The organism is Corallococcus sp. AB018 (assembly GCF_003986945.1).
Lineage (GTDB): Bacteria > Myxococcota > Myxococcia > Myxococcales > Myxococcaceae > Corallococcus > Corallococcus exiguus.
On record NZ_RAWR01000182.1, the window covers coordinates 1 to 22,401 of the forward strand.

Consider the following 22,401-nt stretch of genomic DNA (forward strand, 5'->3'; position numbering starts at 1 on the left):
GGCGGCGCGTCCGGGGCACGTGCTCCTCGTGCAGTCCCTGCAGCGGGCCTTCCTGGGAGGAGCCGCCCAACTGCTGCCGCTCATGGGCGGAGCGGCGCTGCGCGAGTGGGCCTTCCGCGCGATGGCAATCCTGCACGAGCGCGACGTGCAGGCACTTCAGCATGAGCTGCCGGCACTGCTGAAGGCGCGCGATGAGCGCGTGCTGAATGCCTTCGCTCCGGTCCCCATGGCGCCTGCGTCCCCCGAGGCCCCGCGCGCCCAGGAGGAGCCCCTCGGCGCCACCGTGCAGGACAAGGCACCCGCGGCGCATCCCTGCGTGGAGGAGCATGGCATTGGCCGCAGCGAATCAGCCGCCGAGCAGGATGAGTCGCTGGAGGTCCCCCCGCCCTACTTGGGCGCCCCTGAGCACCTTGAACAAGACGGCAAGGACACCGAGGCGCTCGCGGTTCCAGCCGGCCCCCAGGTGGCGGCTCTTGCCGTGAAGCCGGACAACAGGTCGCCGCCGTCTCCTACCCCCTTGATGTTCGCCCCGTGCGAGCTCGACCTGGCGTGCGCCGACGAGGACATGACGGACGCTTCGTCACCGGAAGAGGGCATCCAGTCCGAGCCTCCACACTCCGACCGTTGTGAGCAGACACGCGTGACGGCGCATACGGTGAGCGGACCACTTCATGCCATTCAGGGTCTCCTGATCCGGTGGGCTGCGCGCCTCTGGCGCTTGCCTATTCCAGGATCTTCGCCTGTTTCGTGACTAGCGACAGCCCGGCGTGTCCGCACACCCTCTGCTGACGGGTAGCGACCTCGCGTCTGGGCAGCCTGCCTAGAAGGCGTACCGCACGCGGCAGTACGGCAGGTGCTTCGCGAGCAGCGCTTCGAACTCCGCCACGTGGCGGCCCTTGAATCCGGTGCGGTAGCGCACGTTGGCGCCACCGCCCTGGGACACCTTCGTCTCCTGGATTTCGGGCCGCCACAGCAGCTCCTCCGCCTTCGGGTGCCAGCGCAGGTTCACCTCGTGCAGGCCCGCATTGTGCGTGAGGAAGATGATTTCACACGCGAGCTGCTGCTTCGCCCGTTCCCCAATGCCTGCGTCCACCTGCTGGAACAGCTCCACGTAGGCGTCCTGCCAGCCCTCGTGGAGGACGACGGGGGAGAAGTTGAGGTGCACCTCGTAGCCGGCGGCCACGAAGTCATCGATGGCGGCGATGCGCTCCGCGATGGGACTGGTGCGCACGTCCAACAGCTTCGCCGGCGCGTGCGGCATCAGGCTGAAGCGGATGCGCGTCTTGCCCTTCGGCTCGTAGGTGAGCAGCTCGCGGTTGACCAGCTTGGTGGCGAAGCTGGCCTTGGCGTTGGGCAGCGTGGTGAACAGCCGCACCAGGTCCCGCACGTTGTCGCTGATGGCCGCGTCCGCAGAGCAGTCGCTGTTGCACCCGATGTCGTAGACCCACGCGTGCGGATCCACCGTGTTGGGCTCCAGCTTGGGCCCGCGCTTGTGCGCGTGCTTGCGGATGGCCTCCTGGATGCGGTCGATGTTCACGAACACCGTGACCGGGTTCGCGTAGCCCTTGTTGCGCGGCACGTAGCAGTACGCGCACGCCATGACGCAGCCGTTCGCCGTGGAGGGCGCGATGAAGTCCGAGCTGCGGTCGTTGGCGATGAAGGACAGCGTCTTCTTCACGCCCAGCACCAGGGTGCTGCCCTTGATGCGATTCCAGGCCTCCACGTTGCCTTCGTTGCCGAAGAGGCCGGGGATGTGCTGGTGCGAGGCCACCTCCACCCGCTCCGCGTCCGGGTAGTGCTCGAGAATCTCCCGGCCGCGCGCATGCTCCCGCACAGCGGGCTCCAGGTAGATGCGCGACACCTTCAACAGCCGGTCGAGCGGGCCGGGGCCCTTCAGGACGGCGGCCGGGCGCGGGGCGGGGTCCGGGAGGAAGAGGTCCAGGTTCGTCACCCGGCGGATGTAACCGTGTTTCGTCTCCCATGCACCCGCGGTGGCCCACCCTGACGTCGGGCGGGCCACCGGGCAGGGGCCTGCTGTCAACGCTCGGACGGAACCGCGCGGCCTGTGGAGGCGGGGGCCGGCGCGTCCAGTTGCTTCCACAGGGCCTCAGGCAGCGGGGGCCGCTTCTCCATCGCCGCCGCGACGCTCGCGGTGGGCGCGTAGACGCGGTGGTTGTTCACTCGGAAGTCGCTGTCCGTCACGGTGGAGATGACCGCGACGCGGCCCAGGTCGTCGATGGGCGGCCCGTCCGCTCGGAACGCGACCCGGTCCACGAGCAGCACCTCCGCGGCACCGGGTGGCGTCACCCAGACGGAGTAGCGCTTCGCGAGCAGGTCCACGTTCATGCGGAAGTGGTACGTCTGGTTGCGCACGTACGGCACCCGGCGGATCCACGAGTAGCCCGCGCCGTTGCGCACCTGGAAGATGCCGTCCTCACTCATGCGCAGCGCCATGTTCAGCCGGTTGAAGGCTGTCACCTCCGTGGAGCTGTCCGTCCAGCCCACCACGCCGCCGCCCAGGTTGTCCGCCAGCGGGGTGAGGTCGAACTCCACGATGCGCGTGCCCGTGTTGGTGGTGCCCAGCAGGTGCTGGCTCCGCGGCAGGTCCAGCTTCGAGTACCAGGGGTAGTTGGGGCGCGGGTTGAAGCGCAGCAGCGCCTCCAGGAAGTAGTAGTCGCCGTAGATGAGGCTGACGTTGATCTCCTGCCCCGCCGGGTAGTTGCCCACGCCGTGCAGCAGCAGGCCCGGGCTGTTGGTGCCCTGCGCCAGGTACGCGGGCGACGCCAGCGAGTCGAGCATGGCCAGCGCGGCGTTGCGGTAGGTGGTGCGCCGCGTGGCGTCCGTCTCCAGGGTGCTCAACTCCAGCAGGGCGGACGCGACGGCGGCCGCGGCGGAGGAGTCCTTGGACTGGCTGGGCGCGTTGAAGTCCCAGTTGGGCACGCGGTCCGCGGGCAGGTTCGCCAGGTAGTAGTCCGTCACCCGGCGGGCCGCCGTGAGGAAGCGAGCGTCCTGCGTGTAGCGGTACACCATCGTGTAGCCGTAGATGAGCCACGCCTGCCCGCGCGCCCAGGTGGAGCTGGCGGAGTAGCCCTGGAAGGTGCCTCGCGAACGGATGGTGCCGTTGTTGTTGTAGTCCACGTAGTGGAACGAGCTGCCATTGGGGCGCACCGCGTCCTGGAGCGTCCGGAGCGCGTGGTTCACCGCCATGGTGCGCCAGATGGCGGGACCGCCGTTCTGGGCGCCCCAGAGCAGCAGCTCGATGTCCATCATCGTGTCGGTGACGAGCGGGATGTTCCAGGCCGAGTTCCAATCACAACAATCGATGATGCCGACGGTGCTGTTGTAGCGCGTGGCCAGCGACGCGGCGGAGGTGAGCAGCACGTCTCGGTAGTAGGGATTGCCGGTGAGCCGCCACGCATTGCCGTAGCTGTTGTACATCTTGAAGCCCAGGTCGTGCGTCTCCGTGTTGGTCTTCTGGACCTCCAGGGGGCGCGTCCACATGTCCGCGCGGTCACGCCAGTAGGGCTCGTTGGCGACCTGGAACATGAACCACATGCTCCCGGGGAAGAAGCCCTGTGTCCACGCGACCTTGTCCGTGTTGGCCACCGTGGTCCACGTCCCGTTGGACAGGGATGCCTTGGGTGAGCGGTTCACGCTGGGCATCTCCAGCACGGTGTCCGCGAGCTGCGAGCGGGCGAACGTGAACACGCGCACCGCGTCCGCGTCCGTGAAGGCATTCGCCACCGGCGCCACCAACAACGCCAACATCCACCACAGCTTCACTCCCGGCTTTGGCAATCCCATACACCCTCCCCTGTCTGACCGGCGCGGAAGGTGTCGGTGTGCCACCCCGGGGACCAGCGGCCCCGGGGTCTCAAGCGGCCGCTCCCCCCGCCCTGACGGAGGGATGGGGTGTGCCCTACCCGACCCGGGGCGCGGCTCCGGTGAACACGGGCGGCGAGTAGCCCGCGGGCTTGTCCCCCACCGCGGCGTTGCCGTGCAGGTTCAGCTGGTAGGGATTGGAGAACATGCCGTGGGGGAACGGCACGGGCGGCGCGCTGGCCTCGTCCAGCTGGCGGCGCAGCTCGGCGGGGATGCTGAAGTCGAGCGCGGCGAGGTTGCCGTCCAGCTGCTTCGGGTTCGTGGCGCCGATGATGACCGAGCCCACCCCGGGCTGCGTGGCCACCCAGTTCAGCGCCACCTGGGACATGTCCCGGCCCAGCTCCTTGGACACCTGCTCCAGCGTGGAGACGATGCGCCAGTTGCGTTCCGTGAACAGGCCCAGCTGGTTGCCGCCCACCGCGGAGTTGAGGCGGCCCTCGCCATGGGCGCCGGACTCGCTCGGCCGGTACTTGCCGGAGAGCAGCCCCGCGCCCAGCGGGCTCCAGGTGGTGATGCCCATGCCCAGCGTCTGGGCCAGCGGCACGTATTCGTGCTCCAGGCTGCGCTCCACCAACGAGTACTGGAGCTGCAGGTTGATGAGCGGCGTGAGCGCGTGCGCCTCCGCCCAGGTCTGCGCGCGCGCCGCGTACCAGGACGGCACGTCGGACAGGCCCGCGTAGCGGATCTTCCCCGCGCGCACGAGGTCATCGAACGTGCGGACCACCTCCTCCGCCGGGGTGAGGCGGTCCCAGGTGTGCAGCAGGAACAGGTCGATGTAGTCCGTGCGCAGCCGCTTCAGTGAAGCCTCCACCGCGCGCAGCATGTTCTTGCGGCTGTTGCCGCCCGCGTTCGGGTCGCCCGGGCGGGTGGCGTTGTACGTGTACTTGGTGGCGACGACGACGCGGTCCCGGTCGCCACGCTCCTCCAGGAACTTCCCGATGAGCGTCTCACTGCTGCCGTGCGTGTAGAGGTCGGCGGTGTCCACGAAGTTGCCGCCCGCATCCAGGTAGCGGTTGAACAGCGTCCGGGACACGTCCTCCGTGGAGCCCCAGGGACCGCCATAGGTCCCCTCCTTCCCGAACGTCATCGTGCCCAGCGACAGCGGGCTGACGCGCAGCCCCGAACGGCCCAGCAGGTAGTAGCGATCCATCGACATGGTGTGACTCCCTTCCAGCGGCTTATTTGGACCAATCAATCCATATACAGACATGCGAAGACGGCGCGGGGGCTTCCCGCGACGGAAGAACAGCGGGGTGGGCTACTGGGCCCTGAGGCCCGCCATCGCGAAGTCCACGACGTCGCGCAGGGCGTCTGGCGGGGTGCCGGCCTTGGCGCTCAGGCGCAGCCCGCCGATGGTGGCCAGGAGGAAGCTGGCGGCGACGCCCGGGTCCACCCTGGGATTGAGCTCTCCCTTGCGCTGGGCATCCTTCACGACGCGCTCCAGCGCGCCCTGGCCCAGGGCGCCGCCAGTCTTCAGCAGCGTGGCGACCTCCGTGTCCACGTGCGCGAGCTCCGCGGTGGCGTTCACGAAGAGGCAGCCCCGGGCGCGCACCTTCTGGGTGCCATTGGGGATGGAGAGGAGGTACTCGCGGATGGCGCTCAGGGGCGACGGATGGGAGCGCAGGCACTCCACCAGGTTGGCGCTGTACTCCGCCTGGTAGGCGCGCAGGGCCTCCAGGTAGAGGCCGTGCTTGTCCCCGAAGGTGTCGTACATGCTCTGCCGGCCAATGCCCATGGCGCGCAGCAGATCGTCCGTGGAGGTGGCCTCATAGCCCTGCTCCCAGAAGACCTGCATCGCCCGGCGCACCGCCTCGTCCCGGTCGAACTCTTTCGTGCGTGCCATGCCCCCTACGTAATGATTCTGGACTGACCTGTCAAAATAATCGGTCCGCGGCTAGAAGCCGGGCGGGCGCTCGCCGGCGACGCCGGAGGCCCGCTCCAGGGCGATGCCCACGCGGCCCAAGGTGCCCTCGTCGAAGAGCTGGCCGATGAGCGTCACGCCGTGGGGGACACGGCGCGGGGTGGCGAAGGTGGGCATGGGGCGCTTGGGGTCCGGTGCCCAGTCGCTGCGGGCCTTGGACACCTCCACGAAGCCGGTGCGCAGCGTGAGGGACGGATGGCCCGTGTGGTTGGTGATGGTGAGGGCTTCGTCGCGCAGCGAAGGCACGAGCAGCACGTCCACTTGAGACATGATGCGCGCCATCTCCTGGGCCACCTTGCGGCGCATCCGGTCCGCCTGGACGAAGTCCACCGCGGACAGGAAGCGGGACTGGCGGAAGAGGTTGGGCCACGCGTCGGGCGTCTGCATCTTCAGCGCATCCACGCCGTGGGTGAGCGTGAGCTCTTCGAACGCGGCGGCGGCCTCCGCGAAGAGGATGACGTTGAGGGCGGAGTACGGCCAGTCCGGGAACTGCACCTCCACCGGCATCAGGCCCAGTCCCTTGAGCGTCTCCAGCGCCGCGCGGTCCACGTCCGTGGCGGGGTTCTCCTTCATCCACGCGGGCACGTAGCCCACGCGCAGGCCCTTCACGGGCGCGTTCGCGTCGAAGTCCAGCTTCGCGGACACACTCGCCACGTCGCCCGCGTCCGCGCCGTTGAGCGCGGCGAGCACCAGCAGCGAGTCCTCCACCCCGCGCGTCATGGGCCCCAGCTTGTCCAGCGACCAGCACAGCGTCATCGCGCCCGTGCGCGGCACGCGGCCGTAGGTGGGGCGCAGCCCGGTGATGCCGCAGCGCATGGACGGCGACACGATGCTGCCTCCCGTCTCACTGCCCAGGGAGAAGCCCACGAGCCCGGCCGCCGTCGCCGCGCCCGGCCCCGCGCTGCTTCCCGAGGAGCCCTCTTCCGGCAGCCACGGGTTCTTCGTCTCGCCGCCGAACCAGATGTCATTGAGCGCGAGCGCACCCAGGCTGAGCTTCGCCACCAGCACGGCGCCCGCGCGGTGCAGCCGCTCCACCGCCGCGGCATCCGTGGTGGGGACGCGGTCGCGGAACGGCTCGGCGCCATAGGTGGTGCGGATGCCCGCGGTGTCCACCAGGTCCTTCGCTCCCCAGGGGATGCCATGCAGCGGGCCCTTGTAGCGGCCCGCCGCGATGTCCTTGTCCGCCTGCCGGGCCTGCTGGAGCGCCAGCTCCTCCGTCAGAGTGATGACGCACTGGAGCTTCGGGTCATGGCGCTTCAGCCGCGACACGTAGAGCTGTGTGAGCCGCTCGGACGTGATGGCTTGTGACTGCACCCAGCGCGACAGCTGCGTGAGCGGCGCGAAGGCGATGTCCTCCTCCTTCGCGGGCAGTGGCACCTTCGCGTCTCGGCTGCGCACGAAGCGCTCCTTCGCGGGCGCGGTGGGCTTGAGCCCCGGCAGCGACGGGTTCCACTGCGAGGCGGGCGACAGCGTGGGCTCCAGCTCCAGCTTGCGAGGGCCGGTACGGCGCTCGTGCAGCGGGGCCAGGGACACGCGCCAGTTGCCGGCGGCCTGGGTGCGCTCGGCGGGCGTGAGCTGCACCTGCATCAGCTTTTCGGCCTCCGCGAAGGTGGTGGGGCTCACCTCCGGCCCCACCGTGGGGCCCGCGCCGAAGGTGGGCGGCGCACCGGCCGGCGGGGCGGACGTGCCCGCGTCCGGCGCCGCGGAGACAGCGGTGCTCGCGAGTCCAATCACGGTGTGGGTCAGGAACTGCCGACGCGAGCTGCTCATTGCGCGACCTCACGGATGAAGCGAAGGGGGCGCCAGTGTGCCACCGCCTACGAGCGATGCACGTCGCGGAAGGCGAGCATGGCGCTCAGCTGCTGTTCCTTCGCGTCATCGAACCCGCACGTGGCGTCCCACGTGGCCGGGTTCTCGTAGGTGCCGAACAACATGTCCCAGATGGGGAGGTCGCCGTAGTTGTTCTTGTGCTTGCCGTACTCGTGATGGATGCGGTGCATCTCCGGCCGCTGGAAGAACCAGCCCACCCAGCGCGGGGTGCGGATGTTGGTGTGGTAGAAGTATTCGCCCAGCGCGCAGCAGGCCGTGTAGATGGCGCCCGCCGCCGGGCTCAACCCCAGCACCGTGTAGACGAGCAGCCCGCCAATGAGGCTGTTCACCGTCATCTCCAGCGGGTGCTTGTAGAAGCTGGTGATGACCTCCAGCCGCTGCGGGCTGTGGTGGATTTGATGGAAGAACCGCCAGAGCACGTCGCTCTCGTGCCGGGCGCGGTGCCACCAGTAGAAGACGAACGTGGCGATGAGGTAGGCCAGCACGCCGCCCACCACCGGGTTCACATGCCGGGACAGGTGGAAGACCGAGTGCGCGGAGAACCACCGGTCCCAGGTGTAGCCGCCCAGCACCACCACGCCCACCTGCGCCAGGTTGATGAGCACCACCCGCAGGTGCCAGCCGCGCACGCGGGGCAGCTTCCACCCCAGGGACAGCTGTTCAATGAGAAAGCAGAAGCCGGCGATGAGGACGAGCCAGGGCAGCATGGAAATCCTTCCGTGACGACAGGCTGGCCCTGTCTACGAACGACGTGCCCGAATATGTCTTTCGACCTGGCGGACACTGTCACCTGGGAGGAATGGGACGGGAGGGACGGGGGCTGGCATCCTGCTGGCCATGGCTCGGAACAGCACCCTGACGGCGCGGTTGGGTTACATCGACACGCAGGCCACCTTCGTGCAGGCGGCGCTGCTGGCGGCGCACGGGGCGGGGGCTCGCGCGGGCGGCTTCCGCGTGTCGGACGTGCGCTTCTACTTCCTGCTGTTCACCAATTGGGTCGAGCACGACGTGACCCGGCCCTCGCAGGACATCGACCTGACGCAGGTGAGGCGGACGCTGGAGCGACTGGTGCGCGGCGGCCACGCGGAGGCGAGCACCAGCGCGCTCGTGAAGGGGCTGCCTCGGGGCCGCCGGTACGTGCTCACCGGCGAGGGGCTGTGCTCGCTGGCGGAAGGGCTGGCCGGGCGGGAGCGGGCGCCGCTGGAGGAGGCGCTGTTCGTGGTCTGCTTCGCGGCGAGCTACCGCGACGCGGTGCTGTCGCGCGTGGAGGGTCGCGCCCGGGCGCTGTCCCCTGCTGTTCGAAGGCGAGTGGAGCGGGCGTTGGATCCGCTGCGGCTGGTGAAGGAGGCGCAGCGCACGTCGGCGGCGGTGCTCGCGGACCTGGAGGAGCGGGTGGAGGCGGGCTTGCGGTACGAGGAGCAGTCACGCAAGGCCATGGCCCGCGCGGAGCCCGTGGCGGACGTGGTGCGCGCGCTGGAGGCGGCGGGTTCGTACCAACTGCACCGGGTGCGGCCGTTGGGCGAGGTGCTGCTCGCGCTGCCGGAGGACCTGCGCCAGTTCGAATTGACGGAAGGCATGGGCCTGCGCTCGCGGCTGCTCTTCGCGCCCCTGGCCGAGCGGGCGCGGGCGGAGCATGCGGTGCTGGCGCGGCTGGAGGCGCGGCTCACCCCCGGCAAGGCGCCGGGGTGAGCCACGGAGCGAGGCCTAACGCAGCGCCCGGGTGAGGCGCGAGCCCAGGGCCAGCGCGAGGCCATCCTCGACCAGGCCCGCGGCCACGTTCGGCACGCGCAGCTTCTGCGTCAGGAGACGGCGGAAGCCGTAGAAGACATAGCTGGAGGCGATGGCGGCTGCGGCGCCGACGAGTGCGAAGCCAAGCTTCGCTCCCTTGCGCTTGCGTGACACCGCGGCGCCGGTGATGGCCCCGGAGAGGATGCGTCCTGTCAGGATCGGAGCGGAGGTGCGCGCCGCCGTCAGAGGGGACTTGTCCCCCACCAGCTCGCCGAGCGCCAGGAAGCCCAGGCGCTGCGACACCTTCCTCGACGCAAGGCCCGGCAGGGCCCGCTTCAGGGCGCGTGTCGGCTTGCGCGACAGCTCTCGCGACAGGAACGCGGGCGCCGTCATGCTGCGCATCCCGGCGAGGACGCCGAAGCCCGCCGCCGTCCAGATTTCGTTGTTCGTTCGCATGGATCCCAACCCCCAGATGGGTGGTGAAAACTGGAGGGTGGGGGCGCATCGCCCGTCCGGCCACCGCCGGGCGAGCGGGCACTCAAGCGGACGGCGGCGCGGACGGCTTGGGCACGCGCAACATCCAACCCGCGAGCAACGCGCCCAGCGCGGCCACCAGCGTTCCGCAGTTCTCATACACATGCCTGGGGAGCACGCCCACCATGAGGCCCAACACGCCCAGCCCCAGGAAACCGCGCCGGACCAGGGTGCGTTCCCATGCCTTCGTCGCGAAGGCGGTGGAGAAGAAATAGAGGACCGCGGAGCCAACGACCTGCACCCAGGGCACCAGGGACCGTACGGGCCGCCACGCCACCATCTCCAACCTGTCGAAGAAGCCAACCCCGCCTCCTGGGGGTGCCAGGCCGGCTTCTCCCGCCAGTTGCTCAGCGGTGGCCCCGAACATGTGCCGCATGTCATCCGCCAGGAAGAAGTAGACGGCTTGAATCAGGGTCGCCACGACCAGCACCGTGAGGATCCAGCCCTTGGGCGCGGGCGGCACGGACGGCTCGGTGTGCTTGCGCAGCGCCTCCAGGTGCTCCGGGGCGACCTCCAGCGGGTGCGGATAGGACATGGCCAGCAATGCCTGCGTCGCGGCGGCGCTGACAGGCGTGCCCTGTTCGTCCACCAGCTGCTTCACGCCCTCCTTCGCCAACAGCGCGTGCAACGCGGGCGCGAGCGTCGACGGGTCCTCCGTCTGGACCCACCGGGCGATGATGGCGTTGAGGTACCCGGCCTTCAGGGCGCGCGATGAGCCCGAGGCCCTCGCCGCCTCCTCGAACAGCGGCTCCAGCTCATGGACAGCTGGGGTGGCGTGGGACGGCTGTAGCTGCGTGCTCATCCCGCGAGTCTATGCCGCGCCGGGGACACCTGCGTCCAGCCGTCGCTTCAGGTCGCGCAGCCGTCCCCGGACCTCACGGGTCAGGGTCCACTTCAGGAGCGGCGTGAGCCAGCCGAAGGGGCGCCGCAATTCAAAGGCATACGTGAAGGTGACGCGCGTCTCGCCGGGGGCGTCCTCATCAAACCGCCACGAGCCCGCGAAGCTTTCGAACAGGCGCGGGCCCCGCGTCATCTTCACCGCCGTGACGGCGGGCGGCTGGAAGGACACGTACTGCGTCTCCATCCCCAGCCCGTGCCACGACACGCACCAGGCCTTCACGCCCGGCCCGGCTTCCGTCGCGCCATCCATCAGCACCGCCTCGCGCAGGAACGTGTCCCAGACGAGCCGCTGCCCGTAGTCCTGCGTGTACGCGAAGACGCGCTCGCGCGGACAGGTGATGCGGATGGACTCGGTGAACCTCATCCTTCCGTGTTGCGGAGGAAGTCCGCCACCTGGGCGAAGCGGTCATCCAGGAAGCTTCTCAAGCCGCCGGTGATGCCCTGTTTGTTCATGGCCTTCTGCATGCAGCGCAGCCACGCGTCCCGCATCGCCGTGTCCACCGGCAGGTGTCCGTGGCGCATGCGCAGCCGGGGGTGGCCGTGCGTCGCGCTGTAGTGCTGCGGCCCGCCCAGCCAGCCCACCAGGAACATGCCGAAGCGCTGACGCGTGCCGCGGTTCACCTTGCCCTCGGCGTCCAGCTCGTGGATGGCGGCGAGCGCGGGCTCCTCCGCGTCCATCACGTCGTAGAAGGCCTCCGCCAGCGCGTGGACGGGCGCCTCGCCGCCCATGCGGGTGAAGGGGGTGTCGTCCAGCGTGGGGACCCAGCCGTCCGACGGCGGGGGCTTCAATTCCATGCTCATGGCTTCCTCATGCCGCCCAGCGCTTCGGCCGGCGCTGGAGGCTCTTCAATCCCAATCCTTCACAGAACGCCTTGAAGCGCGCTTCCGGAACGCCCTTCCACTCCATGTCCGCGAGCGACGTCGTGCCCGGCAGCGGCGCGTCCTCCACCAGCGTGGCCAGCGTGCGGTACAGCCGCGCGTCCTCGCGGTGCGCCTTCAGCGTCGCCGCCAGCTTGTCCGCGCCCCGCACCTTCACCGTCCACTCCGCCGCGTTGTCCGGGATGGACTCCAGATGTCCATACGCCTGGAGCACCGCCGCCGCGCCCTTCGCCCCGAAGCCCGCCAGCCCCGGGATGCCGTCCGCGTCGTCGCCCATCAGCGCCAGCAGGTCCGGGACGCTCTCCGGCGCCACGCCCAGCTTCGCCTTCACCCCGTCCGCGTCCACCACCTTCTGCTGCCGCCGGTCCACCTGCACCACGCGCTGGCCGCGCACGCACTGGCCCAGGTCCTTGTCCGGCGTGAGCAGCCGCACCTGCTCCACCTCGCCCGCCCAGCGCGCCGCCCCGGTGGCCAGCGCGTCGTCCGCCTCCTGGTCCTTCATGGACCAGACGCGCACGCCCAGCGCCGCCACGGCCTCCTCCACCAGGTCGAACTGCGCGCGCAGCTCCGGCGGCACGCCCTCGTCACCCTTGTAACCGTCGAACAGCGCGTTGCGGAACGAGCGGATGGGGTTGTCGAACGCGACCGCGACGTGCGTCACGGCCTCCTGCTCGTCGTGCAGGAGGGCGAGCAGGGAGTCCATCACCCCGGCCGTGGCCTTCACGTCACGCCCGTCCGGCGCGGTGGTGCCCGGCCGGGGCGAGAAGTGGGCCCGGTACAGCTCATACGTGCCGTCCACGAGGTGCAGGCGCATGTTCTCCCTCTAGCGTCCCTCCCGCCGCACGGCCAGCAGCCCGTGCGCGGGCCTGGAAGGAACCGGCCTGTGCGCCTCGTTCCCTACACGACGCCTGTCAACCCCCTTGGCCAGCGTGCCTGGTGGGAACAGGTCGCCGATGCCGACTGGCCGGGCACCCCCCATTTTCCAAACCAACTCCCTCTGGGCCGCGCCGGAGCGTCCCAGCATTTCCACCGGCATGAGGTGATCCATGCGCCCGAAGCTGTTCGCCGCCGCCCTGCTCTCCATCGCGGCCCTTGGCTGTGCAGGCAAGCAGGTGATTGCGACATCCACCCATCAGCAGCGCGTGCAGGCGGAAGCCGCGCTCCGCTCGGCGGAGAACTCCCAGGCGCCGAACGTGCCCGAGGCCGCCCGGCATCTGGAGTTCGCGCGTCAGCAGATCGCCGACGGTGAGCGGCTGATTCAGGAGGGTGAGCAGGATGCCGCGGAGCTGCGGTTCCGTCAGGCGGCCGCGGACGCGGACCTGGCGTCAGCGCTGGCCCGCGCGGTGCCGCTGAAGAACGAGGCGCGGCGGGCTTCCGAGCAGGCCGAGTCCCTGCGCAGCGGTCAGTGAGTCCCCTACCTCTAGCCTTGTGAGGAGCGAGTCATGCAGCGTTGGAAATTTGGATGGTTGGCGGTCGCGGGAGTCACGGCGCTCTCGGTGGGGTGTGCGCACGGTCCTCCGCCCAGTGAATTGACCGCGGCGCGCCAGGCGTACCGCGACGTGTCCACGAGCCCCGAGGGCCGCGAGCGCCCCGCGGACGTGGCGGCGGCGCGGGCGGCCCTGCAGGAGGCGGAGAACGAGTACGCGGAGAGCAAGGGCTCGGTGAAGACGCGCTCGCTGGCGTACGTGGCCCTGCGCAAGGCGGAGATCGCCGATGCGCGCGGCGAGGCGGACCTGGCCGCGCAGCAGCGGGCCCAGGCGGAACAGTCCCTGCGTGAGCAGCAGGAAGCGCGTGCGAAGAACCTCACGCGTCAGCAGGAGGAGGATCGCGCGAGGTACGAAGCCCAGCGTCAGCAGTATGAGCAGCAGCGCCAGCAGTACGATGCACAGCGCGCGCAGGAGGCCGAGCGGCTGCGCACGGCGGACGCGCAGCAGCGTCAGCAGCTGGAAGCGGAGATGCAGCGGCGCACGGAGCAGCAGCAAGCCGAAGCGCAGCGACTGGCCGAGCTGAACCAGCAGCTCCAGCAGCGCACGCAGGAGTTGGAGCAGGAGCGACAGGCTCGGCTCCAGGCGGAGCAGCGCGCGTCGCAGGCGCTGACTCGGCTGCAGGATGAGAACGTGAAGGTGCGGGAAGAGGCGCGCGGCACGGTGGTGACGTTGTCGGGCAGCGTGCTGTTCGCGACGAACGCGACGGAGCTGCTGCCCGCGGCGCGCGACCGGCTGTCGGAGGTGGCGACGGCGCTGAAGGAGGCGAAGAATCCGTTGCTCATCGAGGGCCACACGGACTCGCGAGGCGCGGAGGACTACAACGACCAGCTGTCGGAGCGCCGTGCGGAGAGCGTGCGGAACTTCCTGGTGAACCAGGGCGTGCCGCAGGACCGCATCCAGGTCCGAGGCATGGGTGAGAACCGGCCGGTGGCGTCGAACAGCACGGCGGAGGGCCGCGCCAACAACCGCCGCGTGGAGATCGTGGTGGAGCGCAACGTGGCCGGTGCGCAGCCGTCGCGCAGCGGCGGCGTGGGCGGCAGTGGAGCGCAGCAGCCGGAGCAGGGCGACCAGGGTCCGGATGCGAAGCCGCACGGCGCGGGCGTGGACCACCAGAGCCCGCAGCCCGAGCAGGGCACGGGAGGCGGCGGGGCGCAGCAGCAGGTGCCCCAGCAGCCCATGGACCACGGCGAGTAACGCACGCCAGTGCTCCCTGAGCATGAAGGTCCTCACTCCATGCGGGTGGGGACCTTTTTCTTCATCCGCGCTTCATGCGCGCACGTCCCGTAGGAGCGCGTTACCCTTGAAGTCCGGCACCGCCATGATCGACAAGTCGCCCGTCCTGCTCACCACCGAGCGCCTGCACCTGATGCTGCTGCCGCCCGACGCGGCGGAGCGGGTGCTGGCGTACCACGTGGCCAACAAGGACCACCTGGGCCCGGTGTCCCCGGCGCGCCCGGGGACCTTCTTTTCTCCGGCCTACTGGCGCACGCGGCTGGCCCAGGACCGCGAGGACTTCCGCCACGACCTGTCCCTGCGCGTCTTCATCCTCCCCAAGGGCCAGCCCCTCGCGCTCGCGCCCGTCATCGGCAACGCCACGCTCGCCCACATCCGCCGGGGACCGCTCCAGGCCGCGGACCTGGGCTACGGCCTGGATCACCGCCACGAGGGCAAGGGCCTCATGACCGAAGCCCTCCGCGCCTTCTGCGACTTCGCCTTCAGCGCCATGGGCCTGCACCGGCTTCAGGCCAACCACCTGCCGGAGAACCTGCGCAGCGCCGCCGTCCTCCGCCGCCTCGGCTTCATCCCCGAGGGCTACGCCCGCGACTTCCTCCTCATCAACGGCCAGTGGCGCGACCACGTGCTCAATTCGCTCGTGGCCCCCGCCGAGCCCGGCTTCCGCGGCGGTCCCTGACCTTCCACCAATTTTGTCGATATCGACGATATGGAGCCTTAAAAAGGCTCCTGTTTGGGGTTTAAACGCCAATATCGACAAAATTGAATGAGACCCGGGCCTTCCCATCTCCGTGACGAATTCTGGCGGAATCCGCCGCCGCTGCCTCGTGGCGTCAAGCTGGTGCAGCAGGAAGCAGTCGTGGTGCCCCGAGTGGGCCCACGGGGGGAATCCCTCTACGACCTCGTGGAAATCCAGCTCCCGGAGAGCCGCGTTCCCGTGTTGTTGGGGTATCGCGCCCCTCTCTTCCCAGCGGATGTGCTGAGCCAACGCGAGAAGCTGTTCGCCCTGCGCGAGCAGCTTCAACGCAGGGACGCGGATCCGCGCTCGCTGCCCGCCTTCCGACTCCCGATGCTCGTCACGGACTCGGCCTCCGCCAACGTCATCGACCTCTGCGAGCGCGAGGAACTGGGCTTGCTCGACATGCGCGGAACGTTCTTCCTGCGCACGGGCAGCACCTTCATCCGGGTGCAGGGACATCGGCCCCTGGAGCGCACGCCTCGCGAGCCCTTGTTCCATGGAAAGGGGTGCCGGCTCGTGCGCGTCCTGCTCCAGTCCCCCGACCAGCGCTGGACCATTCGTGCGCTCTCCGAGCAGACCCAGACGAGCTACTCCTATGCGCACGGGGTCACGACGAGACTCTTGAAGGAAGGCTTCGTCGAAGGAGGCCGCAGCACCGGCTTCCGGCTTCGGGATCCGGCGTCCCTGCTGAGGGCATGGCTGACGAGCGACAAGCCGACAGCCGTCACCCGGGAAGGGTTCAACGCGCCATCCACGACCCCGGACCTGCTCAACAAGGCGCATGCCTTGCTGACCTCCCAGGGCATCCGCTCGACCTTCACGCTGGCGAGCGCCCTGCGCCCCGACGAACGGTCCGTCTCCGGCATCCCCCACGGCATCTATCTTTCGGGATCCCTTGAGCCAGCCGTCTCAGCCTTCGGACTTCGCCGGATGCCCCCGCACAACTTCTTCGTGCTTCGTCCGGAGCCAGCCGCCGAAACCGATGCGGGCGGCATCTACCATGCACAGCGACTGCTACCGCACGGTCCAGCAGTCGCGCTGCCCCAGCTGGCCGTGGACTTCCACCAAAGCGGCGGCAGGGGAACCGAACAGGCGGAGGAGTTGGTGCGGCGCTTCGCACGGACCCGCCCTCTTTCGGATGAGCCTCATGACGGACGAAGAGCAATTCGACGAGGTCCTCGGTGAGTTGAGCGAAGACCTTGCCCGGTGGGCAGATGGACGTGGACCTCTTCGCGCCCAAGGACGTCGACCCCAACGAGCTGCCCACCGGAATGACGCCCTTGCCGGACGCACGGCTGGCACTCCGCCGCGGTCAGGCCGTGGTCCTGGTCACAGGAAGGCCGCTGCGGATCCTGCTGCCGGATGCCACGGGGTTCCTGACGATGAAAGAACGCGCCAAGCGTGAGCTGCGACCTGACAAGACCAAGGACAGCTTCGACATGTTCGCCTACGTCAAGCTGGTGGGCCCTCAGTCCGTGCGTGCTTCCCTGCTGCAGGCAGGTGAAGCAGGGCGGGCGCTCCGAGACAGGTTGCTCACGCTCTTCTGGAACACGGAAGCACCAGGCCCGCGCGACGTCATCCGCTACGCCGCGAGCCTCGATGCAGACGAGCAGGCCCTGCTGGCCCAAGCAGCGGTCGACCTGTTCGCGGAACTCTGAGCCCCGGCACCAGCTCAGCGCGCCGGCGCCCGCACCTTCGGCTTCGACTCCGTCACCGCCGGCAGGTTCGCGTCGAACCAGTCCAGCGTGCGCAAGAGCCGGTCCTTCTGGTGCTCGGGCTTGCGCAGGCTGTGGCCCTCATCCGCGTAGATGACCAACTGGGTCTTCACGCCCAGCGTCTTCAGCGCCTTGTGGAACTCGTAGCCCTGCGACGCGGGGACCTCCAGGTCCCTTTCACCGTGCAGCACCAGCGTGGGCGCCTTCACCTGCTTCACTCCGTTGATGGGCGAGGAGCGCGTGTACGCCTCCGGCTCGTCGTACACCGTCGCTCCGAAGTACGGCAGCATCCATGAGTCGATGTGGTTCGTGCCGTAGTAGCTCTGCCAGTTCGCGATGCCCGCGCCCGCCACCGCCGCCTGGAAGCGCTGCGTCCGAGTCACCGCCCACATCGTCAGGAAGCCGCCGTAGCTCCACCCCGTGATGCCCTGCCGCGTCGGATCCACTGGCGCTGACGCCAGCACCGCGTCCAGCCCCGCCAGCACGTCGTTGAAATCCCCGAAGCCGAAGTCCCGGCGGTTCGCCTGCACGAACGCTTCACCCTGGCCGTAGCTGCCTCGCGGGTTGGGCATGAACACCGCGTAGCCCCTCGCCGTGAACAACGCCGTCTGCGGATTGAACCCCGGCAGCACTCCCGCCGCCGGTCCTCCGTGCACCACCGTCACCATGGGCGCCTTGCGTCCGGACGCGTCCGGCACCGGCAACACCAGCCAGCCCTGCACCGGCTGACCGTCGCTCGTCCACGTCACGCTGCGCACGTCGCCCACCGTCACGCGCACGTCCGCGTTGAGGCGCGTCACCTGCTTCCACGCTCCCACCGGCCCCGTCCACAGCTCCGGCGCCTGGGTGATGGCGTCACGCACCACCGCGCTCGTCACGCCATCCTTCCCCAGCGACACCTTCACGTGCTCCGGGCCCTTCCACAATGTCTTCACTTCTCCGCCGCCCGGAGCCACCGCCATCAGCGCGGCCTCGCCCTGCGCCTGCGCCACGAACACCAGCCGCTCCGCCGTGGGCCAGAACAGGTCCGTGGCCGTCGCCTTCAGCCCCTCCGTCACGTTCCGCGCGGGCGGCACCTTCGCGGGCAGCTCCGCCTTCTCCCCGAACCGCACCTTCGCCGCCAGCCGCTCTGGCACCGACACCACGAGCACGTCCCCGCCCGTGTTGCCCTCGTCGCTCATCAGCCCCTCGATGAACGCGAGCTGCCGTCCGTCCGGACTCCACGCGGGCTCCGCCACCTGCCACCTGGGCGTGTGCAGCAGCGACGTCTCTCCCGTCCCCGCCTCCACCGCGTACACCCGCGCGCTCCACCAGTTCGCATCCCCCGGTGGCTTGGAGGCCGTCACCGCCACCCGGGCGCCGTCCGGACTCCACGCGTACTCGTGGATGAACAAACTCGCGGGCGACACCCACCGCAGCCGCATGTCCTCCACCGCCACCACCGCGAAGCGCTTCACCGGCGGAGACGCCTGCACCACGCCCGTCTCGCGCGCCGCCGGCCCCCGAGGCCCCAGCGCGTCTTCCGCGCCCTCGATGACGAGCAGCCCCACGGACTTCCCGTCGGGCGACCACTTCGGCGCCGCCAGCACGCCCTTCACCGTGGTGAGCCGCCTCGAGGGCCCGCCCGTCCCCGATGCGTCCGCCACGTAGAGCTGTTTCGCCCGGCCCTCACCCGCAGTGGAGAGGAACGCGAGCTGCCGGCCGTCCGGGCTCCATGACAGCGAACCCTCCGCGCACGGCGCGCCATCCTTCGACGCGGTGACGCGCACCGGCGCCCGCTCCGGATGCGCCAGCTCCCGCACCTGGAGCCTCGCGGCCTCCGCGGTCCCCGGCACCGACTCCACCCAGGCCACCCGCGTGCCGTCCGGCGACAGCGACACCTCGCGGATCCGCACCATCCGCTGGAGCGCGTCGTACGCCGCGCTGGCCTCCACCCGCGCGGGCACAGGCGCGGGCGCCGCCCCGAACGCCAGCGCGCCCCACACCCAACACCCCACCGCCACAGCCAGGCTTGCCGCTCGCATCCGCCGCCTTCCGAAAAGCACAGGAGGGCGGAGTCTAGCGGACCTCCCGCTCAGTGCAGCTGCGTGGGCAACATGGGCAGCCCGTGGAAGAAGCGCCGCCCGCTCTCGAAGCGGTGGTGGAACGTCACGCGCTGATCCAGGTACAGCCGCGCCATCTCCTCCTCTCCGTACGCGCGGAAGAACGCGGCGCGTGCTTCATCACAGGCCCGCTCGTACTCCACGCACAGCGCCTCCCAGTCCTCCGGTGGAAGCTCCCCTTCCGGCCAGCCCTCGCTGGTGAGGCCGTAGTCGCGCTCCATCGCGTCCAGCTCGCGCGCCCGCATCCTCACGCGCGGATCCTCCGCGATGGCCTCGTCCGCCATCGCCGTGAGGATGTGCGCCACCAGGAAGAAGCCCGCGTCCGGCGGCACCGCTCCCGCGTCCCGCGCGCCCCGGAACGTCACCAGCAGCTGCGCGTCCATCTCCTCGCCGCCCAGCTCCGCCAGCTTCGCCGCCAGCCCGCGCCACCGGGCCTCGGTCTCGAGGGCCTCCCGCCGCACCCCTTCCAGCTCCTGCTCACCCATCTTTTTCATGGTGTCCTCTCCCGGCCCGCGAAAGTCCCTTCCCACGAAGGTTCCCATCCACGTCTGACGCTCGGGCCCGGCAAACCGTGCTGTCCCCTTTTTCCACGACGTCCCGGCGCGTCAGGTGCACGACGCCCGAGCGCGGCGCCGTCACGTTGCGGACGCGCAACCGTGCTCGGGGGGACGGACGGCCTGGCGGCCAACCCGGGCGTTTCGGGGCTGCCGGGGTGACGAACCACCAGGCCGGTGATTGCGTCCGGTGGAGCCCCTTCGCGAACGCCGGGTGTCACCCGCAGGACGCTTGAGCGAGGCCCGGACCCGGCGCGCACACTTGGAAGCCGACAGTGGTTGCCGCCGGGCGCGGGATGACGCATCCGCAGGACATGAGGCCCGAAGCCGGTGGCCTGTCCTGGGGAGCCTCGCCGGTGTCCGAGCCCGTCGTCCCGCCGCAGCTGAAGTCCCAGGTGTCGCCCCGCACGGTGTTCACCGTGTGCCTCGTGGTGCTGGGGGTGATGGTCCTGGTGGTGCTCGTCGCCAAGACGCGCGTGGCGCTCACGCTCACCGGCATCGCGGCGCTCATCGCGCTGTCGCTGGAGCACGGCGTGTCGCGGCTGGAGAAGCGCGGCTTCAAGCGGTGGCTGGCCATCGCCGTGGTGCTGTTCGGGCTGTTCGTGGCCACCGTGGCGCTGGGCCTGCTGGTGATTCCGGACCTGGTGACCCAGGTGGACGCACTGGTGACGCAGTGGCCTCACCTGTGGAAGCAGATGCGCGGCACCGGCATCTTGCGCGCGCTCAACCAGCGGCTTCAGAGCCTGGGCTGGAATGAACGGCTGGAGGAGGCCACGCCCGCGATCGCGGGCCCCCTGCCCGCGCTCCTGATGAGCGCCATTGGCGGCGTGGTGGGCCTCCTGGGCGGCATGCTCACCGTCTTCTTCCTGGTGGTGTTCATGCTGGTGTTCGGCGGCGGCGTGCTCAAGCGCCTGCTGGAGCTGGCCCGCCCCGACCACCGGCTGCGCTACGTGCGCGTGCTGCGCAACGTGTACACCGCGACGGGCGGCTACCTGTCCGGCATCACCCTCATCTGCGCCATCAACGCCACGCTCACCACCACCATGCTGGCGGTGCTGGGCATGCCCTTCTACCTGCCCCTGGGCGTGGCCAGCGGCTTCTCCAGCCTGGTGCCCTACGCGGGGCCCATCATCGCGGGCGGCATCATCACGCTGCTCACGCTGGCCACCGGCGGCCTGTGGAAGGCGCTCGCGGTGTTCATCTACTTCCTCCTCTACGGCCAGCTGGAGGGCAACGTGATGGCGCCGCTCGTGTTCAAGCGCACCGTGCACGTCAACCCGCTCGTCACCCTGCTCGCGGTCCTCTTCTGCGTGGAGCTGGCGGGCATTGTCGGCGCGGTGGTGGCCGTGCCCGTGGCGGCCACCCTGCAGATCATCGTCCGCGAAGTCCTCCTCTTCCGCCAGGAGCGCCGCGCCGCGGCCGTGCTCCCAGAGCCCTGACGGGCCGAGCCCCGATGACCAACTCTCCCCTCCAGCTCCTCGTGACGCACGGCTCTGGCCCGCTGCTCTTCGTCGTGCTCGTGGCGGGAGGGTTGGGGCTGCCGTTCCCGGAGGACCTGGTGCAGCTGGCGGCGGGCGTGCTCTCGCACCGTGGCGCGATGCCGCTTCCGGCCGCCATCGCGCTGTGCTTCGCGGGCGTGCTGTGCGGGGACACCGTCCTCTTCTTCACGGCGCGCCGGCTGGGGCAGGCGCTCTACACGCACCGGCGCACGCGCCGCCTGTTCCCGCCCGAGCGCCGCGAGCGCATCCAGGGTCTGTACGCGAAGCACGGCTCGCGCGTCGTCTTCGTGGGCCGGTTCATGTCCGTGCTGCGCGTGCCGGTGTTCGCCATGGCCGCCGCGGAGGGCATGTCCTTTCGCCGCTTCCTTCTCTGGGACGGGCTGGCGCTGTGCCTGAGCTCGCCCCTGGTGGTGACGCTGGGCTACCTGGGCTCCGCGAGCGTGGACCGCGTGGCGAAGGGCGTGGGCCGCGTGGAGCACTTCGTCGCGCTGGCGGGCGTTGCCGCGCTGCTCGTCGTGCTCGCCGTGCGGCATGCCCGCGAGAAGCGATAGCCCCGCCCGGCCCCCTGAAATCCGCGAGCGGCGGTCCCTGCCACCCCACCCGGGGCCGAAGCAAGCAAGCTCACACTTGCTCTTGATGCCACGGCACGCGCCGCGTGAATCCGCTATCAAACCAACGGTTTCCCTGGACGAACATCCGAGGCCTCATGACTCTCCCCAGTCCCTCCCAGGCCGGTTCCACGGCGGTGTCGTCCCCGGAAGGGGGAATGGACTGGCTGTCCGGCGGCGGTGAGATGGGGCGGTTGATCCGCTCCATGGACTGGTCGGGGACGCCGCTCGGGCCGGTGGAGACCTGGCCGCAGAGCCTGCGCACGACGGTCAGCCTGTGCCTGTCCTCCACCTTCCCCATCCTCATCGCGTGGGGACCGGAGCGCGTGCAGCTCTACAACGACAGCTACCGGCCCATCTGCGGCGCGAAGCACCCGGAGTCCATGGGCCAGCCCTTCCGCGACTGCTGGGCCACGGCACTGCCGGTGGTGGGCGGCGTGTTCGAGAAGGCGGGCACGGGCGTGGGTTCCTACATCGAGAACCAGCGCATGTTCCTGGACCGGTACGGCTACCTGGAGGAGGCCTTCATGACCTTCTCCTTCAGCCCCATCCGCGACGAGTCCGGACGCGTGGGCGGCCTCTTCCACCCCATCACGGAGGTGACGGAGAAGATGCTCAGCGCGCGGCGCACGCAGACGCTGCGCGAGCTGTCCGCCCTCTTGGGCAAGGTGAAGACGTTGGAGGACATTGGCGCCGCGCTGCCGCAGTTGCAGCAGGACGCCGCGCTCGACGTGCCCTTCCTCCTCTTCTACCGCCGCGACGAGTCCGCCCCGCGCGTCCAGTGGGTGGG

At 69.9% G+C, this 22,401-nt stretch carries 21 protein-coding genes and 2 pseudogenes; 10 read left to right on the forward strand and 13 right to left on the reverse strand.

What is annotated here, in order from left to right; genetic code table 11:
* A pseudogene (locus D7Y11_RS44525) lies at positions 1-751 on the forward strand (GntR family transcriptional regulator); the annotation flags it as partial.
* Between the two features lie 69 nt (positions 752-820).
* On the opposite strand, the gene D7Y11_RS31265 reads toward D7Y11_RS44525, so the two are convergent.
* From D7Y11_RS31265 to D7Y11_RS31290, 6 genes are all read right to left on the reverse strand, one after another.
* On the reverse strand, positions 821-2,020 hold the full coding sequence (locus tag D7Y11_RS31265; RefSeq protein WP_233605229.1) for a spore photoproduct lyase family protein: 1,200 nt from the start codon (positions 2,018-2,020) through the stop codon (positions 821-823).
* 17 nt (positions 2,021-2,037) lie between these two features.
* Complete coding sequence (locus tag D7Y11_RS31270; protein ID WP_120578812.1) at positions 2,038-3,804, reverse strand: glycoside hydrolase family 88 protein; 1,767 nt, start codon at positions 3,802-3,804, stop codon at positions 2,038-2,040.
* Between the two features lie 115 nt (positions 3,805-3,919).
* Positions 3,920-5,038 carry an aldo/keto reductase gene (locus tag D7Y11_RS31275; protein ID WP_126935503.1) on the reverse strand — a complete coding sequence of 373 codons (1,119 nt, stop codon included), beginning with the start codon at positions 5,036-5,038 and terminating at the stop codon, positions 3,920-3,922.
* A gap of 102 nt (positions 5,039-5,140) precedes the next feature.
* Complete coding sequence (locus D7Y11_RS31280; protein WP_126935504.1) at positions 5,141-5,725, reverse strand: TetR/AcrR family transcriptional regulator; 585 nt, start codon at positions 5,723-5,725, stop codon at positions 5,141-5,143.
* 51 nt (positions 5,726-5,776) lie between these two features.
* The gene (locus D7Y11_RS31285) at positions 5,777-7,573 is read right to left on the reverse strand and encodes an amidase (RefSeq protein WP_126935505.1); all 1,797 of its coding nucleotides are present in this window, start codon (positions 7,571-7,573) and stop codon (positions 5,777-5,779) included.
* Positions 7,574-7,620: 47 nt separating this feature from the next.
* The gene (locus tag D7Y11_RS31290; RefSeq protein ID WP_121755484.1) at positions 7,621-8,340 is read right to left on the reverse strand and encodes a sterol desaturase family protein; all 720 of its coding nucleotides are present in this window, start codon (positions 8,338-8,340) and stop codon (positions 7,621-7,623) included.
* A 130-nt stretch (positions 8,341-8,470) separates the two neighbouring features.
* On the opposite strand from D7Y11_RS31290, the gene D7Y11_RS31295 reads away from it, so the two are divergent.
* Complete coding sequence (locus D7Y11_RS31295) at positions 8,471-9,322, forward strand: hypothetical protein (protein WP_126935506.1); 852 nt, start codon at positions 8,471-8,473, stop codon at positions 9,320-9,322.
* 15 nt (positions 9,323-9,337) lie between these two features.
* On the opposite strand, the gene D7Y11_RS31300 is transcribed toward D7Y11_RS31295, so the two are convergent.
* The 5 genes from D7Y11_RS31300 to D7Y11_RS31320 form a co-directional block, all read right to left on the reverse strand.
* Entirely contained in the window at positions 9,338-9,817 is a 480-nt protein-coding gene (locus D7Y11_RS31300; RefSeq protein WP_126935507.1) for a DUF4126 family protein, read from the reverse strand.
* 82 nt (positions 9,818-9,899) lie between these two features.
* Complete coding sequence (locus D7Y11_RS31305) at positions 9,900-10,697, reverse strand: hypothetical protein (RefSeq protein ID WP_121755487.1); 798 nt, start codon at positions 10,695-10,697, stop codon at positions 9,900-9,902.
* Positions 10,698-10,706: 9 nt separating this feature from the next.
* The gene (locus tag D7Y11_RS31310) at positions 10,707-11,159 is read right to left on the reverse strand and encodes a type II toxin-antitoxin system RatA family toxin (RefSeq protein ID WP_120578804.1); all 453 of its coding nucleotides are present in this window, start codon (positions 11,157-11,159) and stop codon (positions 10,707-10,709) included.
* Positions 11,156-11,596, reverse strand: coding sequence for a group II truncated hemoglobin (locus D7Y11_RS31315; RefSeq protein ID WP_126935508.1), 441 nt, complete (start codon positions 11,594-11,596; stop codon positions 11,156-11,158). Before D7Y11_RS31315 ends, D7Y11_RS31310 begins: the two co-directional genes overlap by 4 nt.
* Positions 11,597-11,603: 7 nt before the next feature.
* Positions 11,604-12,488: a 5'-3' exonuclease H3TH domain-containing protein gene (locus tag D7Y11_RS31320; protein WP_121755489.1), complete on the reverse strand. Its 885-nt coding sequence runs from the start codon at positions 12,486-12,488 to the stop codon at positions 11,604-11,606.
* A 232-nt stretch (positions 12,489-12,720) separates the two neighbouring features.
* Here D7Y11_RS31320 and D7Y11_RS31325 point away from each other — a divergent pair, with 232 nt between their 5' ends.
* From D7Y11_RS31325 to D7Y11_RS31345, 5 genes are all read left to right on the forward strand, one after another.
* Positions 12,721-13,083, forward strand: coding sequence for a DUF4398 domain-containing protein (locus D7Y11_RS31325; protein WP_120578801.1), 363 nt, complete (start codon positions 12,721-12,723; stop codon positions 13,081-13,083).
* 33 nt (positions 13,084-13,116) lie between these two features.
* Complete coding sequence (locus tag D7Y11_RS31330) at positions 13,117-14,355, forward strand: OmpA family protein (protein ID WP_121755490.1); 1,239 nt, start codon at positions 13,117-13,119, stop codon at positions 14,353-14,355.
* A 124-nt stretch (positions 14,356-14,479) separates the two neighbouring features.
* Positions 14,480-15,073 carry a GNAT family N-acetyltransferase gene (locus D7Y11_RS31335; protein WP_126935512.1) on the forward strand — a complete coding sequence of 198 codons (594 nt, stop codon included), beginning with the start codon at positions 14,480-14,482 and terminating at the stop codon, positions 15,071-15,073.
* Positions 15,074-15,298: 225 nt separating this feature from the next.
* The gene (locus D7Y11_RS31340) at positions 15,299-16,318 is read left to right on the forward strand and encodes a hypothetical protein (RefSeq protein WP_233597208.1); all 1,020 of its coding nucleotides are present in this window, start codon (positions 15,299-15,301) and stop codon (positions 16,316-16,318) included.
* A 35-nt stretch (positions 16,319-16,353) separates the two neighbouring features.
* A complete protein-coding gene (locus tag D7Y11_RS31345) occupies positions 16,354-16,791 on the forward strand; it encodes a hypothetical protein (protein ID WP_233597207.1) in 438 nt (145 codons plus the stop codon).
* Between the two features lie 14 nt (positions 16,792-16,805).
* On the opposite strand, the gene D7Y11_RS31350 is transcribed toward D7Y11_RS31345, so the two are convergent.
* Positions 16,806-18,872, reverse strand: a complete 2,067-nt coding sequence (locus D7Y11_RS31350; protein ID WP_126935509.1) for a S9 family peptidase — start codon at positions 18,870-18,872, stop codon at positions 16,806-16,808.
* Between the two features lie 50 nt (positions 18,873-18,922).
* Positions 18,923-19,444, reverse strand: coding sequence for a hypothetical protein (locus D7Y11_RS31355; protein WP_120578796.1), 522 nt, complete (start codon positions 19,442-19,444; stop codon positions 18,923-18,925).
* Positions 19,445-19,818: 374 nt separating this feature from the next.
* On the opposite strand from D7Y11_RS31355, the gene D7Y11_RS31360 reads away from it, so the two are divergent.
* The 3 genes and pseudogenes from D7Y11_RS31360 to D7Y11_RS31370 form a co-directional block, all read left to right on the forward strand.
* The gene (locus D7Y11_RS31360; protein WP_233597206.1) at positions 19,819-20,943 is read left to right on the forward strand and encodes an AI-2E family transporter; all 1,125 of its coding nucleotides are present in this window, start codon (positions 19,819-19,821) and stop codon (positions 20,941-20,943) included.
* A 14-nt stretch (positions 20,944-20,957) separates the two neighbouring features.
* Entirely contained in the window at positions 20,958-21,554 is a 597-nt protein-coding gene (locus D7Y11_RS31365) for a DedA family protein (protein ID WP_126935510.1), read from the forward strand.
* A gap of 155 nt (positions 21,555-21,709) precedes the next feature.
* Positions 21,710-22,401 (forward strand): annotated as a pseudogene (locus D7Y11_RS31370) (cell wall metabolism sensor histidine kinase WalK); the annotation flags it as partial.